General features: G+C 71.2%; 12 protein-coding genes and 1 pseudogene. 8 read left to right on the top strand and 5 right to left on the bottom strand.

Annotation, left to right across the window (positions count from 1 at the left end; genetic code table 11):
* From V6M57_RS18385 to nosZ, 4 genes and pseudogenes are all read right to left on the bottom strand, one after another.
* Nucleotides 1-171, bottom strand: a 171-nt coding sequence (locus tag V6M57_RS18385) for an ATP-binding cassette domain-containing protein (RefSeq protein WP_332816452.1), incomplete at its 3' end; no start/stop codon positions are given.
* Nucleotides 149-1,360 carry a nitrous oxide reductase family maturation protein NosD gene (locus V6M57_RS18380; RefSeq protein ID WP_442968850.1) on the bottom strand — a complete coding sequence of 404 codons (1,212 nt, stop codon included), beginning with the start codon at nt 1,358-1,360 and terminating at the stop codon, nt 149-151. The genes V6M57_RS18380 and V6M57_RS18385, both read right to left, overlap by 23 nt.
* A gap of 294 nt (nt 1,361-1,654) precedes the next feature.
* A pseudogene (locus V6M57_RS18375) lies at nt 1,655-4,263 on the bottom strand (4Fe-4S binding protein).
* A gap of 49 nt (nt 4,264-4,312) precedes the next feature.
* A complete protein-coding gene (gene nosZ, locus V6M57_RS18370; protein WP_332816449.1) occupies nt 4,313-6,259 on the bottom strand; it encodes a TAT-dependent nitrous-oxide reductase in 1,947 nt (648 codons plus the stop codon).
* A gap of 277 nt (nt 6,260-6,536) precedes the next feature.
* Here nosZ and V6M57_RS18365 point away from each other — a divergent pair, with 277 nt between their 5' ends.
* The 5 genes from V6M57_RS18365 to amt all read left to right on the top strand — a co-directional run bounded on the left by V6M57_RS18365 (nt 6,537) and on the right by amt (nt 10,775).
* Complete coding sequence (locus V6M57_RS18365; protein WP_332816448.1) at nt 6,537-6,956, top strand: c-type cytochrome; 420 nt, start codon at nt 6,537-6,539, stop codon at nt 6,954-6,956.
* Between the two features lie 7 nt (nt 6,957-6,963).
* Nucleotides 6,964-8,037, top strand: a complete 1,074-nt coding sequence (locus tag V6M57_RS18360) for an FAD:protein FMN transferase (RefSeq protein ID WP_332816447.1) — start codon at nt 6,964-6,966, stop codon at nt 8,035-8,037.
* Nucleotides 8,038-8,276: 239 nt separating this feature from the next.
* Nucleotides 8,277-9,005, top strand: a complete 729-nt coding sequence (locus V6M57_RS18355) for a TorF family putative porin (protein WP_332816446.1) — start codon at nt 8,277-8,279, stop codon at nt 9,003-9,005.
* 17 nt (nt 9,006-9,022) lie between these two features.
* Entirely contained in the window at nt 9,023-9,361 is a 339-nt protein-coding gene (glnK, locus tag V6M57_RS18350) for a P-II family nitrogen regulator (RefSeq protein ID WP_332816445.1), read from the top strand.
* 25 nt (nt 9,362-9,386) lie between these two features.
* Nucleotides 9,387-10,775: an ammonium transporter gene (amt, locus tag V6M57_RS18345; RefSeq protein ID WP_332816444.1), complete on the top strand. Its 1,389-nt coding sequence runs from the start codon at nt 9,387-9,389 to the stop codon at nt 10,773-10,775.
* Between the two features lie 74 nt (nt 10,776-10,849).
* Here amt and V6M57_RS18340 read toward each other — a convergent pair whose 3' ends face one another.
* A complete protein-coding gene (locus V6M57_RS18340; protein WP_332816443.1) occupies nt 10,850-11,518 on the bottom strand; it encodes a hypothetical protein in 669 nt (222 codons plus the stop codon).
* Between the two features lie 90 nt (nt 11,519-11,608).
* On the opposite strand from V6M57_RS18340, the gene V6M57_RS18335 reads away from it, so the two are divergent.
* The 3 genes from V6M57_RS18335 to glcF all read left to right on the top strand — a co-directional run bounded on the left by V6M57_RS18335 (nt 11,609) and on the right by glcF (nt 15,017).
* On the top strand, nt 11,609-12,535 hold the full coding sequence (locus V6M57_RS18335; RefSeq protein ID WP_332816442.1) for an SMP-30/gluconolactonase/LRE family protein: 927 nt from the start codon (nt 11,609-11,611) through the stop codon (nt 12,533-12,535).
* A gap of 63 nt (nt 12,536-12,598) precedes the next feature.
* The gene (glcE, locus tag V6M57_RS18330; protein ID WP_332816441.1) at nt 12,599-13,687 is read left to right on the top strand and encodes a glycolate oxidase subunit GlcE; all 1,089 of its coding nucleotides are present in this window, start codon (nt 12,599-12,601) and stop codon (nt 13,685-13,687) included.
* A 91-nt stretch (nt 13,688-13,778) separates the two neighbouring features.
* Entirely contained in the window at nt 13,779-15,017 is a 1,239-nt protein-coding gene (glcF, locus tag V6M57_RS18325) for a glycolate oxidase subunit GlcF (protein ID WP_332816440.1), read from the top strand.
* The last annotated feature ends 12 nt before the right edge of the window (nt 15,018-15,029 follow it).

The following is a 15,029-nucleotide window of genomic DNA, read 5'->3' as shown; positions in this document are numbered from 1 at the left end:
CATCATCTTGAACAGGGTGCTCTTGCCGGCCCCGTTGTGGCCGATCAGGCCGAACACCTCGCCGGGCTGCACGTCGAGGTCGACGCCGTCGACCGCGCGCACCGCGCCGAAGTGCTTGACGGCGCCGCGCACGGTGATCGCCGGACTCTCAGTGGGCATCGGGGAGCTCATTCCATTGCTTCCAGTTCGGGTGGGCCGGCGCCATGCGCGGCTTCGGATCGACGACGCTGGGCACCCGCGCCAGCGGGAACTGCTGCGAGACCATCCGCAGGGCCTGGATCGCCGGGCTGGCCAGCAGCAGGCGCACCGCCGGGTGCCGCCACACCAGCCGGTCGACCAGGTCGTTGGCCTCGTAGCGCACGTCGCCGCGGCCGTCGCCGTCGCGGTCCCAGCCCAGGTAGTTGCTCCAGTGGTTGCCGCCGCGCGCGCCCCAGGTCTCGTCGCGCGCGCCGATGTAGCGCACCTGCTCGCGGTTGCCGATGAAGTCGTTGCCCTCCACCTCGTTGCGGGTGGAGCCGGCCGACAGGTGCACGCCGACGCGGTTGTTCACCACCAGGTTGCCGAGCAGTCGTGCGTACTCGACGTCGTAGATGAAGAAGCCGCGGCCGTTGCCGGCCACCACGTTGCCCTCGATCACCGAGTCCTGCAGCGTGCGCAGCATGATCCCGTGGTCGCTGTTGCCCCAGGCCCGGTTGTTGCGGACCACCTGGTCGCGCACTTCCATCAGCGCCAGGCCGCCGCGGTTGAGGTAGCTGTCGTTGTCCTCCCACAGGTTGCGGTAGGAGTTCATGTAGTGCGCGCCGTAGCGGCTGTGGTGCAGGCGGTTGCCGCGGAACACCGCGTCGTGCGAGACGTCGATGTACAGCGCGTCGCGCACGAAGCTGATGTTGTTGCCGGTGACGCGGGCGCCGCGCGTGTTGTACAGCTGGATGCCGTTGCCGCGCTGGGACGAGGGGTAGTCGCGCTTGCCGACGATCAGGTTGTCCTCGATGCGCACGCCGTCGGCCTTCTCGATCCACAGGCCGAACAGGTTGTAGACCAGGTCGCTGCGGCGCACCACGGCGCGGTGCGCGCCCGGCGCCAGGTAGATGCCGGCGTTCTGCGCCAGCAGGCTGTCGCCCGAGTCGCGCACGATCAGGCCCTCGATCGTCACGTCGGGCGCGGTCACGCGGATGGTGTCGCCCTGCAGGCCGCCGCTGAGGGTCGGGCGCTGCAGCCCGCGCAGCGTGAGCGGCTTGTCGATCCGCAGGTTGCCGACGTAGTGGCCGCGCGCCACCTCGACCACGTCGCCGGCGGCGGCGCGGTCCAGCACCGGCTGGATCGCCTCGCCGGGTCGCACGGTCCAGGTGGCGGCGCGCAGCGACAGCGGCGCCAGGCACAGGACGAGCAGCAGCAGGCGGATCAGCGAGGCAAACACAGGCTCACCGTTGATCGGCCAGGAGAAGGCAAGGCGTCCCGGCGACATCGAACGCCGCGGCCGGGTCCAGTGCCACCGCGGAACCGGCTTGGCCGGGCCGCTGGTGGGCCTTGCAGGCCGCATGGCCGCGAGACGCGGCCATGCCTCGACCTGTCCACACCGACGCAGGTCGGTGTGGAGCCGCAGGTCTCGGCCCCCTCGAGGGGGGAGCGCCGAACGCGCTTCGGGGGTGGTTCATCACAGCTCCAGCCAGCCGGCCGACTTCAGCATGAGGAACAGCGCGGCGCCGATCAGCAGGTTCTTGAAGCCGACGTAGCAGATCATGTCCATCACGCTGGCGACCCGGTAGCGCCGGCCCCACCAGGGCCCGTCCTTCACGTAGCGCTTGTTGGCCAGCCGGATCAGCACCTCGAACACGCTCCAGCCGAACCACCAGCCGATGATGGCGCCGGCGCGCAGCTCGCCCATGCCCGCCAGCACCCAGGCGATGGACACCGCGACGGCGAGCGCCACGCTGCCGGCGCGCAGGCCCGCGTGCGGCAGCTGCCGCGCCGGCAGGCTCCACGGCCACAGGTGGTCCCAGACCTCGGCGCACACCCAGCCGCACAGGCCGGGCTGGCGGGCGGCGTAGGACGGCTGCGCCGGATCGGTGGGCATGCGGGGATCGACCATGGCGTTCAGCCTTTCGCGGCCGGCGGGTCGGCCGGCACCGGGTGGATCGGGATGAAGTAGCCGTCGCGGCCGATCGGCGTCAGCGGCAGGCCGGCGCGCTCGCGGCGCTTGCGCTCCTTCGACAGCGGCGGGCAGGCGTGCGCGTCGGTGTAGAGCACCATGCAGTCCAGGCAGTGCAGGCACTCGCGGTGGTCGATCCGGCCGTTGGCGTCGATCGCCTGGGCGCCGCAGCCCTTGGCGCAGGCGGTGCAGGTGCTGCACTCGTCCTTGCGCCTGAGGCCGAACCAGCGGAAGGTGGTCGGCATGGCCAGCGAGGCGCCCAGCGGGCAGATGTACTTGCAGTAGGGCCGCTCGACGAAGATCGAGACCCCCAGGATGGCGGCGACGAACGCCGTGTACGGCCAGGCGCGGTTGAACGGACCGACCAGGAAGGTCGTCTTGAACGGCTCGACCTCGGCCAGCATCTCGGCCTGGATCATCGAGAACATCGACACGGCCAGCAGCCCGCCGAAGACCACGTACTTCAGCCACTTGAGCTTGTCGTGCAGCGGCCGCGGCAGCGCGCGCTGGAAGCGCTTGAGGCCGATCGCGCCGGCGACCTTGTACAGCAGCTCCTGCAGCGAGCCGAACGGGCACAGCCAGCCGCAGAACAGGCCGCGGCCCCAGACGAACACCGTGACCACGATGAACACCCAGAACAGGAAGATGAACGGGTCGCTCAGGAACAGCTCCCAGGTCCAGTGGAACAGCAGCGAGTGGAACCAGGTCAGCACCTGGGTGATGGAGGGCTGCGCCATCAGGCCGAAGCCGACGAAGCCGATGCTGACAACCCAGGCGCTGTACTTGAACGCGTTGACCGGCCACTTGTTCTTGCGGCTGGAGCGGCGCGTGAGCCGGTCGCGCAGCGCGTAGACGACGGCCACCGCGACCAGCAGCGCCGAGAACAGCGCGATCTCGACCGCGCGCGACTTCCAGATCCTGACCCAGGCGGCTTCGGCCTCCTCGCGTGCCGGCCGGCCGCCCTCCAGGGTGGCGGCGGGCAGCCAGTACTCCGAATCGAAGCTGGTGAAGGTGCGCGCACCGGTGGCGCGGTCGATGCGGTTGCCCAGCAGGCTGAGCTTCCAGGGCAGCGCCGCCGAGAACGCAGGCGAGCGGATGATGAAGATGGCCGATTCGTTGTAGCGCGGTGCGCCGGCCGCCTGCAGGCCGTACAGGTTCAGGTAGTCGAGGTCGCGGAAGGTGAATGTGTCGCGCCCCTGGCGCACCTGGATGCGGTCGTAGATGCCGCCGCGCACGAAGCCCGAGCCCTTGAAGGATTCCTCGCCTTGGGTGCGGATCACGAACAGGGCGTGCTCGCCCGGCTTGAGCTGCGCCATCAGGCTGGACCAGCCGGCCTCGCCCAGCAGCGAGCGGCCGACGTCGGGCTGGTTCAGGTAGCCGAACCACAGTTCGATGAAGGGCGCGTCGCCACGCGGCAGCCCCACGTCCTGCGGTTGCACCCGCAGCCGCTGCACGCTGCCTTCGGCCGCCAGCGCCTTCCAGTCGGCCCGACCGCCGCGGTCGATGAATGTCGCCTGCGGCCGGACCGTGGGCGCCAGGATGCCGGTCTGCCGCGCCACCGCGGCGCCGGCGGTGGTCATCACCTGGTTCTGGGCGATCACCGTGACGGTCGCACCGGAAATCGCATCCAGCCCGATCACGCCCTCGTCGGGGCGCGAGCGCCCGATCTCGAGCTGGTCGGCCACCGACTTGCCGAGGTACTGGTGGTTGAACTTCTCCAGTGCGCTCTCGGGAATGCCCAGCAGCAGGATCGGCTCGGAGTGCTTGAGCACCTTGACGCCGACGAAGCGGCCCCGGGTGTCCATCCCGATCAGCGTGACCACCGGCTTGCCCGAATACGCCGGCGTGTCGGTGATGTCGGTGGACAGCATCACGTAGCCGAGCAGCTTGCCGGCGGCGTCGTGGGCCTCCACATAAGGGGGCTGCCCCTTGCGCTCGGAGAACGCGCTCGCGCCGGGGAACACCTCGGCGCAGGGCGCGTAGTCGCACAGGCGGGGCGCCGTATGGACTTCGTCCGGCAGCTTCGCTTCGTAGGCACCCGCCCAGAGCAGGGGGGTGAACAGCAATGCAGCAGCCCCCAGCCAGAGCCGGAACAGGAGGGAGAAGCAATTCATGGCGGGCGTCGCTGCCCGCGCGCCCGCAGGCGCGCGGGGACGGCGAAGGTCAGGCTTCGACGATCATGCGGCTGCGCATCTCGAGGTGCAGCGCATGGCAGAAGTGGGTGCAGTAGGCCCAGAACACGCCCGGCTGGTCGGCGATGAAGGTGACCGACTTGGTCTCCAGCGGGTTCACGATGAAGTTGATGTTGTACTTCGGGATCGCGAAGCCGTGCGTCAGGTCCTCGATCTTGTCCAGGTTGGTCAGGATCAGCGTGACCTCGTCGCCCTTCTTCACCTTGAACTCGCGCAGGCTGAAGGCCGGCGCCTGCGAGGTGATCTTGACGGTGACCTTGCGGCCGTTGCGGGTGACGCCCGACTCCTTGGCGTCCTTCACCGCGTTGGGGAAGTCGTCCAGGGCATACACCTGCTTCGGGCGCACCAGCTCGCGCTTGAAGATGATGAAGTCGTGCGGCTCGCCGCGCACCGGGTGGTCGGCCTTGAGCACCATCTTCTCGCCCGAGATGTCGATCAGCTGCTCGTTCTCGGCGTGCAGCGGGCCGACCGGCAGGAAGCGGTCCTTGGAGAACTTGCAGCCCACCGCCAGCCACTTGCCGTCGGCCTTGACGGTCTCCGACTGCGAGGCGTTGACGTGGCCGGGCTGGTACTGCAGGTCGAGGCGGTCGACCACGTACTTGGCGTTCTTGTCGCCGGCGTGGAACTTGATGGCGGCCTCCACGTTCCACTTGACCAGCTGGCTGTCCAGGAACAGCGTGGTGTAGGCGTTGCCGCGGCCGTCGAAGGCGGTGTGCAGCGGGCCCAGGCCCACTTCCACTTCGGCGACGATGGCGGCGTCCAGCTTCTCCAGCTTGCCGTCGAACCAGTCGAGCACCTTGGCCAGCTCGATCACCGTGCAGGTGGGCGACAGCTTGCCGGCGCAGATGAAGTACTTCTGGTCCGGGCTGGCGTTCACGCCGTGCGGGTTCTTGGGCACGCTGACGTAGGCGGTCAGTGCGGTCCTGGGGTCCTTGTTGGCTTCGCGGGTGCCGTCGACGACCGGCACCTTGGAGCTGCCGATGGTCTTGAACTTGCCGGCCTTGACGGCGGCCTCGATGCGGGCGATGTTGAAGAACAGGCAGGCGTCGCGTTCGGCGGACATCATGTCCTCGTAGCGGGCGCCGTTCTCCACGTTGTACTGGTTGGTGGCGGCCAGCTTGCCGTCGTAGGAGGTGGCGGCCAGGTCGCAGTTGCCGTCGATCAGCACCTGCCAGCGCACTTCCATGGTCTCGGCGTCGACGCAGCTGAACATCGAGCGGTAGGCCTTGTCGTCTTCCAGGCCGGTGCCCGGCAGCGGAATGCCGAACTCGGCGCCGCAGAACACGCGGGTGGTGTAGTTGATGGCCGGGTCGACCGGGTCGCGCTTGTCCGGGAAGATGCCGTGGAAGCCCTGCACGTTGGGCAGCTCGGTGATCTTGTCGCAGACGAAGTAGTCGAGGCGGATGCGCGCGATGCGCGAGTTGATCTTGTCGTTGATCCAGGCGTAGCGGCCGTCGTAGTCGCCGTCCTTGTAGGAAGCGTGGGTGTGGTGGGTGTCGGCCACCGTGTACTTCAGGCTGCCGTCGGGCCTGGTGCCCATCACCGCCTTGGACTCGTTGGTGATGCCCCAGCCCACCAGGGCGTCGGGCACGAAGCAGGGAATCCGGGTCAGCTCGCGGCCCGAGGGCAGGCCCAGCACCCGCATGTCGCCGGTGTGGCCGCCACTCCAGAGGCCGTAATACGTGTCGAGCTCACCGGGCTTCAGGTGCACGGTGCCCGCGCCGCCCTCGTCGGCCTGCGACGAGGCGCCGGGTGCGGAGGCCTTGGCGGCCGGCGCGCTCTCGGGCTTGTCGCTGCACGCGGCCAGGCTCACGCCGGCCAGTCCGGCCAGCGCCGCGGTGTTGAGGAACCGGCGCCGCGAGGGGGCGGCTTCGGTGGCGGATGCGGAAGGCGAGAGGGGTGTGGTCTTGTAGGGCATCGGACGTTTCCGAACAGGGGTCGAACTGCAGCCGGGTGCCCGTTCCAGGCCCGGTGGAGCCGGCTGGCGCCACGGCTGCAAGGGGATGATCCCGGGCCTGCATGTCATCGCTATTGCGGATCATCAAGAAGCGTTCAAGGGTTCTCCCGATGTTGTTGAGGTACATCAATGAATAGGGACGCTACATTGCGGTTCATCAACGAGCGGGCCTTCTGGGCTCGCGGCGCCGGTTGGCGCTTCCTAGAATCCGCCGATTCCCGATGAAGGACTTGCAGCAATGAATCACCTGGCCCTCGCCCTCGTTCTCTCGGCCGCCGCCACGCTCGCGGCCTGCGGCAAACCGGAAAGCACGCCCGCTGCGCCCGCCGCGGCGCCCGCGACCACGTCCGCCCCCGCGGCCGCTCCGGCCGCCGCCCCCGCGCCGACCGCCACGGCCGGCAACGCCGAACTCGGCAAGTCGGTCTACAGCAAGACCTGCGCGCTGTGCCATGCGGCCAACGTCGCCGGCGCGCCCAAGCCGGGCGACAAGGCCGACTGGGGCCCGCGCATCGCGCAGGGCAACGACACCCTCTACAAGCACGCGATCGAGGGCTACACCGGCAGCAAGGGCCAGATGCCCGCCAAGGGTGGCAACTCCGGGCTGTCCGACGACGAGGTCAAGGCCGGCGTCGACTACATGGTCAGCCAGTCCCGCTGAGCCAGCCATGCGGGAGATGAGGCCGGCCACCGCCGGCGCCGCAGCGCGCACACCCCTGGCCGATCGCGGCCGGCGCGCGGTGCTGTGCGCGGGCGCCGCCCTGGCCGGCTGGGCCGTCGTGGCCCGCGCGGGCACCCCCGGCGAACGGCTGCGGGACCGCCGCGCGCTCATGGGCACCCAGGTGGACATCGCCGCGCAGGGCGCCGATGCCGGCCTGCTGCGCGCCGCGGTCGATGCCGCCTTCGCGCGCATGGGGGCGCTGGAAGCCGTCATGAGCCACTACGCGCCGACCAGCCGGGTGGCGGCGATCAACCTTGCCGCCGGCATCCAGCCGGTGCCGGTGCCGCGCGAACTGCGCGAGGTGCTGCACATGGCCGCCGAGGTCTCGCGGCGCAGCAGCGGCGCGTTCGACGCCACCATCGGCTCGGTCGGACGCTGGCACTTCGACCCGCAGGCGCCGCGCCGGCCGACCGATGCCTACATCCGCGAGCACCTGGCCGGCGTCGACTGGCGCCAACTGGTGCTCGACGACCGCGCCGGCACCGCCTGGCTGCGCCGGCGCGGCATGCGGGTGGACCTGGGCGGCATCGCCAAGCTCTACATCCTGCAGCAGGGCCTGGACACGCTGCGCGCGCAGGGCGTGCGCACGGCGCTGGTCAACGGCGGCGGCGACGTGGTCGCCATGACGGCACCCGGCGCCAGCGCCTGGCGCGTCGGCATCCGCGACCCGCGCGCGCCCGCGCAACTGCTCGCCAGCCTGGAACTGCGCGAGGGCTTCGTTGCATCCTCGGGCGACTACGAGCGCTTCTTCCTGCGCGATGGGCGGCGCTACCACCACGTGCTGGATCCGCGCACCGGCTATCCCACCGACGGGCCGCGCGGCGTGACCCTGGTCGGCCGCGAGCTGCAGGCCGTCAACGGCCTCGGGGCCGCCGCCATGGTGCTCGGGACGGTCCAGGGCCGCGAACTGATCCGCGGCACCGACGGCGTGCACGGCCTGATGGCTTCGGCCGACGGCGGGCTCTGGGTGTCGCCGGGCCTGCGCGAGCGGCTGCGCCCGGCCGGCACCCAGGCCGGCTGAGGCTTCACCGCACCGAAAGCAGGCTCCGGCGGGCCTGACCTCACCATCCGGGTGCGCGCGCCGCGCTGCGCGGACACGCACGCACGCCGCCGGTGCATGGGAGGTCGGGCGCGAACTCGAGCCCGGCTCAGCGCCTGCGCTCAGCTCACCGCCTGCGCTCGCTCATGGCCTGGTGTCCGGCGTGCTGGCACGGGTTCTGCTTTGCTGTCGGGGGACTACCCCCGACTCAACGGAGAACCATGCCAAGCAAAGCCGCCGTGCTCCTGTCCACCCTCCTGCCTGCCGTCGCCGCGCTGGCGCAGGCCCCCGCGCCGCAGCCGGACCACCGCTTCGCCTACAACGCCGCTGCGGTCAGCGACTACCGCTACCGCGGCATCTCGCAAAGCCGGCTGCGGCCGGCGCTGCAGGGCGGGGCCGACTACACCCACCGGAGCGGCGCCTACCTGGGCGCCTGGGCCTCCACCATCCGCTGGATCGAGGATGCCGGCGGCGGCGCCGAGCTGGAACTGGACCTGTACGGCGGCTATCGCTTCACCGCCGGCCCGGTCGGCCTGGACCTGGGCGTGCTGACCTACACCTACCCGGACCACGGGCTGGCTGTCAGCCCGAACACGCAGGAAGCCTACGCCGGCGCCAGCTGGGGCCCGGCGACGCTGAAGTACTCGCACGCCTTCAGCAACCTGTTCGGCTTCGCCGACAGCAGGAACAGCTACTACGTCGACCTGTCGGCCAACTTCGACCTGGGCCAGGGCTGGTCGCTGGTGCCGCACGTCGGCTACCAGAAGGTGAAGAACAACGACCCGTTCTCCTACACCGACTGGTCGCTGGCGGTGAACAAGGAGTTCGGCAACGGCCTGGCCGCCAGTGCCGCCTGGGTGGATACCGACAGCAACGGCCAGTACCTCGCGCCCAGCGGCAAGCACCTGGCGCGCGGCGGGCTGATGCTCGGCGTCAAGTACTCGTTCTGACCCGGAAGGAGCCCCGCATGAAACTGGTCACCGCCATCATCAAGCCCTTCAAGCTCGACGAGGTGCGCGAAGCACTCTCGGCCGTCGGGGTGCAGGGCATCACCGTCACCGAGGTCAAGGGCTTCGGGCGCCAGAAGGGCCACACCGAGCTGTACCGCGGCGCCGAGTACGTGGTCGACTTCCTGCCCAAGGTGAAGATCGAGGCCGCGATCGACGACGAGATGGTCGAACGCGCCCTCGAGGCCATCGAGGGTGCGGCCCGCACCGGCAAGATCGGCGACGGCAAGCTGTTCGTCTACGACCTCGAGCAGGTCATCCGCATCCGCACCGGCGAGACCGGCCCCGCGGCGCTTTGAGACTCCCCCTTCGACAGAGGCTGCCATGAGAAAGCTGTTTGCCTGCTTCGCGTTCGCCCTGGGCCTGCTGGGCGGTTCCGCCGCCGTGCTGGCACAGGTGCCCGCCACCCCGGCCGCGGCCGAGGCCGCTCCCGCCGCCGCACCGGCGGCGACACCGGAGCCCGCGGAAGCCGCCGCCGCGCCGGCCCCCAAGGTGGATTCCGGCGACACCGCCTGGATGCTCACCTCCACCCTGCTGGTGATCCTGATGACGATCCCGGGGCTGGCGCTGTTCTACGGCGGCCTGACCCGCTCCAAGAACATGCTGTCGGTGCTGATGCAGGTGTTCGTCGTGTTCTCCCTCGTCAGCCTGCTGTGGGCGCTGTACGGCTACAGCTACGCGTTCTCCGGCGAGGGCCGCTTCTTCGGCGGCGCCGACAAGCTGTTCCTGCGCGGCGTCACGCCCGCGACCTTCGGCGCGCTGGCGACCATCCCGGAGTACGTGTTCGTCGCCTTCCAGGGCACCTTCGCCGCCATCACGGTGGCCCTGATCGTCGGCTCGTTCGCCGAGCGCATCCGCTTTGCCGCGGTGCTGCTGTTCTCCGCGCTCTGGTTCACCTTCTCCTACGTGCCGATGGCCCACATCGTCTGGGGCGGCGGCCTGCTGGCGCAGGACGGCGCGCTCGACTTCGCCGGCGGCACCGTGGTCCACATCAACGCCGGCGTGGCCGGGCTGGTGGGCGCGTGGGTGCTGGGCAAGCGCATCGGCTTCGGCAAGGAGGCCTTCATGCCGCACTCGCTGACGCTGACCATGGTGGGTGCCTCGCTGCTCTGGGTCGGCTGGTTCGGCTTCAACGCCGGCTCGGCCGGCGCGGCCAACGCCAGTGCCGGGCTGGCCTTCGTCAACACCTTGCTGGCGACGGCCGCCGCGACGCTGTCCTGGATCACCGGCGAGGCGCTGGCCAAGGGCCGGGCCTCGATGCTGGGCGCCGCGTCCGGCGCGGTGGCGGGCCTGGTCGCCGTGACGCCCGCCGCCGGCTTCGTCGGGCCCATGGGCGCGATGGCCATCGGCCTGCTGGCCGGCCTGGTCTGCCTGTGGGGGGTGGGCGGCCTGAAGCGCGCCCTGGGAGCCGACGATGCGTTCGACGTGTTCGGCGTCCATGGCGTGGGGGGGATCGTCGGCGCACTGCTCACCGGCGTGTTCGCCTCGCCCTGGCTCGGCGGCACCGGCGGGCCGGCACCGGACACCTTCACCATCGCCGCCCAGCTGTGGGTGCAGTTCAAGAGCGTGCTGTTCACCATCGCCTGGTCCGGCGTGGTGGCCTTCATCGCCTACCGGCTGGTGGACCTGCTGGTCGGCCTGCGGGTGAGCGAGGAGGAAGAGCGCGAAGGGCTGGACATCACCGCGCACGGAGAGAGCGCCTACACCCGCTGAAGAAAACCCATGCCGCACGAACCCGGGCTTCGCCCTTCCCGCGCGCGGGAAGGGCGCCACCGAAGCAAGGCGCGCTACCCCAGCACGGGAAAGACGAGCGTGGCCCGGCCGTCGGCATGCACCAGTTGCACGTCCTCGGCGCGAGCCATGACCTCCACGTCGGACCACTGCAGGGCGCGGTAGTTGAGCTGGCGGTCGAAGCCTTCGCCTTCGGTGCGCTGCACGCGGATGTCGACCGTGGCGTCGTCGTCGGTGGCCTGCGCGCCGATCGTGATCTCGGCCGGCCCTTCCAGCCCGTCGGTCAGGGCCAGCAGGCAGGCCGGCAGCAGCATGCGGGCGGCGCTGCGGCCCACCGGCTGCGACAGCTCCGGCAGGTCGGACTTGAGCGCCAGCCCGCGGAAGCTGAAGTTGCCGCGCAGCAGCGCGATGCAGTCCTGCAGCGACTGGCCGATGGCCACCGTGGCGCCCGGTTCCGGCGCCATCCAGGTGATCACGTCCAGGCAGTCCTGGGCCGCGGCCTTGGCCAGGCCGTTGATCTTGGCCACGCTGTCGTGCGCCTGGTGCAGGTCGGGCTCCGGCGCGCGCAGGCGGCGCTCCAGCAGCTCGGTGACCATGCCGATCGGCTGCAGGTGGGCCACCATCTGGTGCCGGATCGAAAAGGCCAGGCGGCGCAGCAGCGCGTAACGGGAGGCTTCCACCCGCATCAGGTTGTCCTGCGCGGTACTTGCAGCGGTAGAGGTCATGTCGTTCGGGGCAGCGGGCCATGGTACCGGCTTCGGCCGCACGCGTGGGGCGGCGCGCCGCACAATCGGCCTTCGCGCAAAGGGCATCGCATGACTTCCTGGCACAGCGTGACGCAACAGGCCGACCGGCTCGGCGAGTCGCCGTTCTGGCACCCCGGCGAGCGCAGGCTCTACTGGGTCGACATCCCCGGGCGCCAGTTGCGGCGCACGGCCGCCGACGACGGGTCCGTGCAGAGCTGGCCGATGCCGCAGGAGCCGGGCTGCATCGCGCCGGCGCGCAGCGGCGGCTGGGTCGTGGCGCTGCGCGACGGCATCTACCGGGCCCGCGACTGGGGCGGCGACCTGGTGCTGCTGAGGCGCTTCGACCACGACCCGGCGACCACCCGCTTCAACGACGGCAAGGCCGACCCGCTGGGCCGCTTCTGGGCCGGCACGCTGTTCGAGCCCAAGACCCGGGCCGCCGGCCAACTGTTCAGCCTGGACTGCCGGCCGGACAACGGCTCCGGCGGAGCGCCCCGGGTCGAGCGCAAGGCCGGGGGCCTGGTCACCGCCAACGGGCTGGCCTGGTCGCCGGCGGGCGACACGGTCTACTGGGCCGACACGCAAGGCCATTGCATCCGGGCCTGGGACTGGGACGCGGACAGCAACGCGATGCGCCGTGAGCGGGTCTTCCACCGCTTCGAGCCCAAGCCGCCCGGCTGGCAGGTCGGCCAGCCCGGCTACGGCGGCCGGCCCGACGGCGCGGCCGTGGACGCGCAGGGTCATTACTGGTGCGCGATGTACGAGGGCGGACGGATCGTGCGGCTCGCGCCGGACGGCGCGGTCGTCGACAGCCTCGCCACGCCGATGCCGTGCCCCACCATGCCGTGCTTCGGCGGCCCCGACCTGCGCACGCTGTTCGTCACCAGTGCCGCCGGCCGCAGCGAGCAGGAGCGGGCGGCGCACCCGCTGGCCGGCCACGTGGTCTCGACCCGCACGGACACGCCCGGCCTCCCCGTCAATTCCTTCATCGACTGACGCCGAAAAGTTCAGGCGCTTCCGACCGGGGCGGCCGGCCCGAGCGGCTTACCATCGCAGGCCATGGAGGAGGCTCTGTCCCTTTGCATGGCGCGCATCCGCGACGCCGCGGCCGCGGGTACGCCGCTGCGCATCCGCGGCGGCGGCAGCAAGGACTTCCTGGGCGAGCCGGCGCAGGGCGAGCTGCTCGACACGCGCGGGCTGGCCGGCATCCGCAGCTACGAACCCAGCGAACTGGTGGTCACGGTCGGCGCCGGCACGCCGCTGGCGGATCTGGAGGCGGTGCTGGCCGGGCAGGGCCAGCGCCTGGCCTTCGAGCCGCCCCACTTCGGCGGCGGCGCCACGGTGGGCGGCATGGTGGCGGCCGGGCTGTCGGGGCCTTCGCGCGCCAGCGTCGGCGCCGTGCGCGACTTCATCCTCGGCCTGTCCATCGTCAATGGCCGGGGCGAACTGCTCAGCTTCGGCAGCCAGGTGATGAAGAACGTGGCCGGCTACGACGTGTCGCGCCTGATGGCCGGCGCGCTGGGCACGCTGGGCCTGATCGTGGAGGTGAGCCTGAAGGTGCTGCCGCGCGCCCCGGCCGAAGCCACGTTGAAGTTCGAGTTGCCGCAGGCCGAAGCGCTGCGCCGGCTGAACGCCTGGGGCGGACAGCCGCTGCCGCTCGATGCCAGCTGCTGGCTCCAGGAGGCCGGCGTGTCCACGCTGTACCTGCGCCTGCGCGGCGCCCACGCGGCGGTCGAGGCCGCCTGCCGCTCGCTGGGCGGCGAGCGCCAGGACGACGCGCGGGTGCCGGACGACTGGCGGCTGTGCCGCGACCAGCTGCTGCCCTGGTTCGGCGACCGCGCCGGCCGCGACCTGTGGCGCCTGTCGGTGCCGCAGACGGCGCCGGTGCTGGACCTGCCGGAAGCGCCGCTGGTGGAATGGCACGGCGGCCAGCGCTGGGTGGCGGCGCAGCCGGGCGAGGGCGAGCGCCTGCGCCGGATCGCCCAGGACGCCGGCGGCCACGCCACCCTGTTCCGCGCGGGCGCCGGCAGCGCCGGCGTGCCGCGCTTCCATCCGCTGCAGCCGCCGCTCGGTCGCGTCCACCGCGAGTTGAAGGCATCCTTCGATCCGGCCGGCATCCTCAACCGCGGCCGCCTGTACCCGGGTTGAAATGTCGACCCCCACGTTTGCGGCGTCGCCGCTGCACTGCCCCCCGAGGGGGCCCAGGCCGCCCAGGGGCGGCCCGTCGGAGGCCTGATCCGTGCAGACCCACCTGTCACCCGAATTCGCCGGCACGCCCGAGGGCGCCGAGGCCGAGGCCATCCTGCGCAAGTGCGTGCACTGCGGCTTCTGCACGGCCACCTGCCCGACCTACCAGCTGCTGGGCGACGAGCTCGACGGCCCGCGCGGCCGCATCTACCTGATCAAGCAGGTGCTGGAAGGCGAGCGCCCGACCGAGAAGACCCAGCTGCACCTGGACCGCTGCCTGACCTGCCGCAACTGCGAGAGCACCTGCCCGAGCGGCGTGCAGTACGGCCGGCTGGTGGACATCGGGCGCCGCATCGTCGAGGAAAAAGTGCCGCGCGGCGTTGGGTCCAGGGCGCTGCGCTGGACCCTGAAGGAGGGCCTGACGTCGCCGGCGTTCGGTCCGGCGATGAAGCTGGGGCAGGCGGTGCGCGGCCTGCTGCCCGGCGCGCTCAAGGACAAGGTGCCGGCGCCGCGGCCGGCCGGTGCCTGGCCCACGCGCGAGCACGCGCGCAAGGTGCTGCTGCTGGCCGGCTGCGTGCAGCCCTCGATGGCGCCCAACATCAACAGCGCCACCGCCCGCGTGCTGGATGCCGCCGGCATCCAGGGCGTGATCGCGCCGGAGGCGGGCTGTTGCGGCGCCGTGAAGTTCCACCTGAACGACCAGTCCGGCGGGCTGGACCAGATGCGCCGCAACGTCGACGCCTGGTGGCCGTACGTGGCGCGCGGCGAAGTCGAGGCGATCGTGATGAACGCCTCGGGCTGTGGCGTGACCGTGCGCGAGTACGGCCACCACCTGCGGCTCGACCCGGCCTACGCCGACAAGGCCCGGCGCATCAGCGAGCTCACGCGCGACCTGAGCGAGCTGCTGGCCGACATGGTTCCGATGCTGCAGCCCCGCGTGCGCGCGCCGCAGGGCGTGCTGGCGTACCACCCGCCCTGCACGCTGCAGCATGGCCAGCAGCTGCGCGGCGGTGTCGAGGCCGGCCTGCGCCAGCTGGGCTTCGACGTGCGGCTGCCGCCGAACGAATCGCACCTGTGCTGCGGCTCGGCCGGCACCTGGTCGGTGCTGCACCCCGACATGGCGAAGCAGCTGCGCGACCGCAAGCTCGGCCACCTCGGCGCCCTGGCGCCCACCCAGGTGATCTCCGCCAACATCGGCTGCATCACCCACCTGCAAAGCGGCACCGGCCTGCCGGTGCGCCACTGGGTCGAGGTGCTCGACCAGGCCCTGGACCCGCAGATCCCTTCCTAGTCGCAGCCGGCG

The organism is Ramlibacter sp. (assembly GCF_036676645.1).
Classification (GTDB): Bacteria; Pseudomonadota; Gammaproteobacteria; order Burkholderiales; family Burkholderiaceae_C; genus Ramlibacter.
Note: the sequence above shows the minus strand (reverse complement) of the source record. Positions and strands in the feature narration are given on the sequence as shown.

Bases quoted from the DNA above. Each gene is read 5' to 3' on its own strand.
- nosZ (WP_332816449.1), bottom strand. From the start codon at position 6,259: ATGCCCTACAAGACCACACCCCTCTCGCCTTCCGCATCCGCCACCGAA.
- V6M57_RS18365 (WP_332816448.1), top strand. From the start codon at position 6,537: ATGAATCACCTGGCCCTCGCCCTCGTTCTCTCGGCCGCCGCCACGCTC.
- V6M57_RS18360 (WP_332816447.1), top strand. From the start codon at position 6,964: ATGCGGGAGATGAGGCCGGCCACCGCCGGCGCCGCAGCGCGCACACCC.
- V6M57_RS18355 (WP_332816446.1), top strand. From the start codon at position 8,277: ATGCCAAGCAAAGCCGCCGTGCTCCTGTCCACCCTCCTGCCTGCCGTC.
- glnK (WP_332816445.1), top strand. From the start codon at position 9,023: ATGAAACTGGTCACCGCCATCATCAAGCCCTTCAAGCTCGACGAGGTG.
- amt (WP_332816444.1), top strand. From the start codon at position 9,387: ATGAGAAAGCTGTTTGCCTGCTTCGCGTTCGCCCTGGGCCTGCTGGGC.
- V6M57_RS18340 (WP_332816443.1), bottom strand. From the start codon at position 11,518: ATGACCTCTACCGCTGCAAGTACCGCGCAGGACAACCTGATGCGGGTG.
- V6M57_RS18335 (WP_332816442.1), top strand. From the start codon at position 11,609: ATGACTTCCTGGCACAGCGTGACGCAACAGGCCGACCGGCTCGGCGAG.
- glcE (WP_332816441.1), top strand. From the start codon at position 12,599: ATGGAGGAGGCTCTGTCCCTTTGCATGGCGCGCATCCGCGACGCCGCG.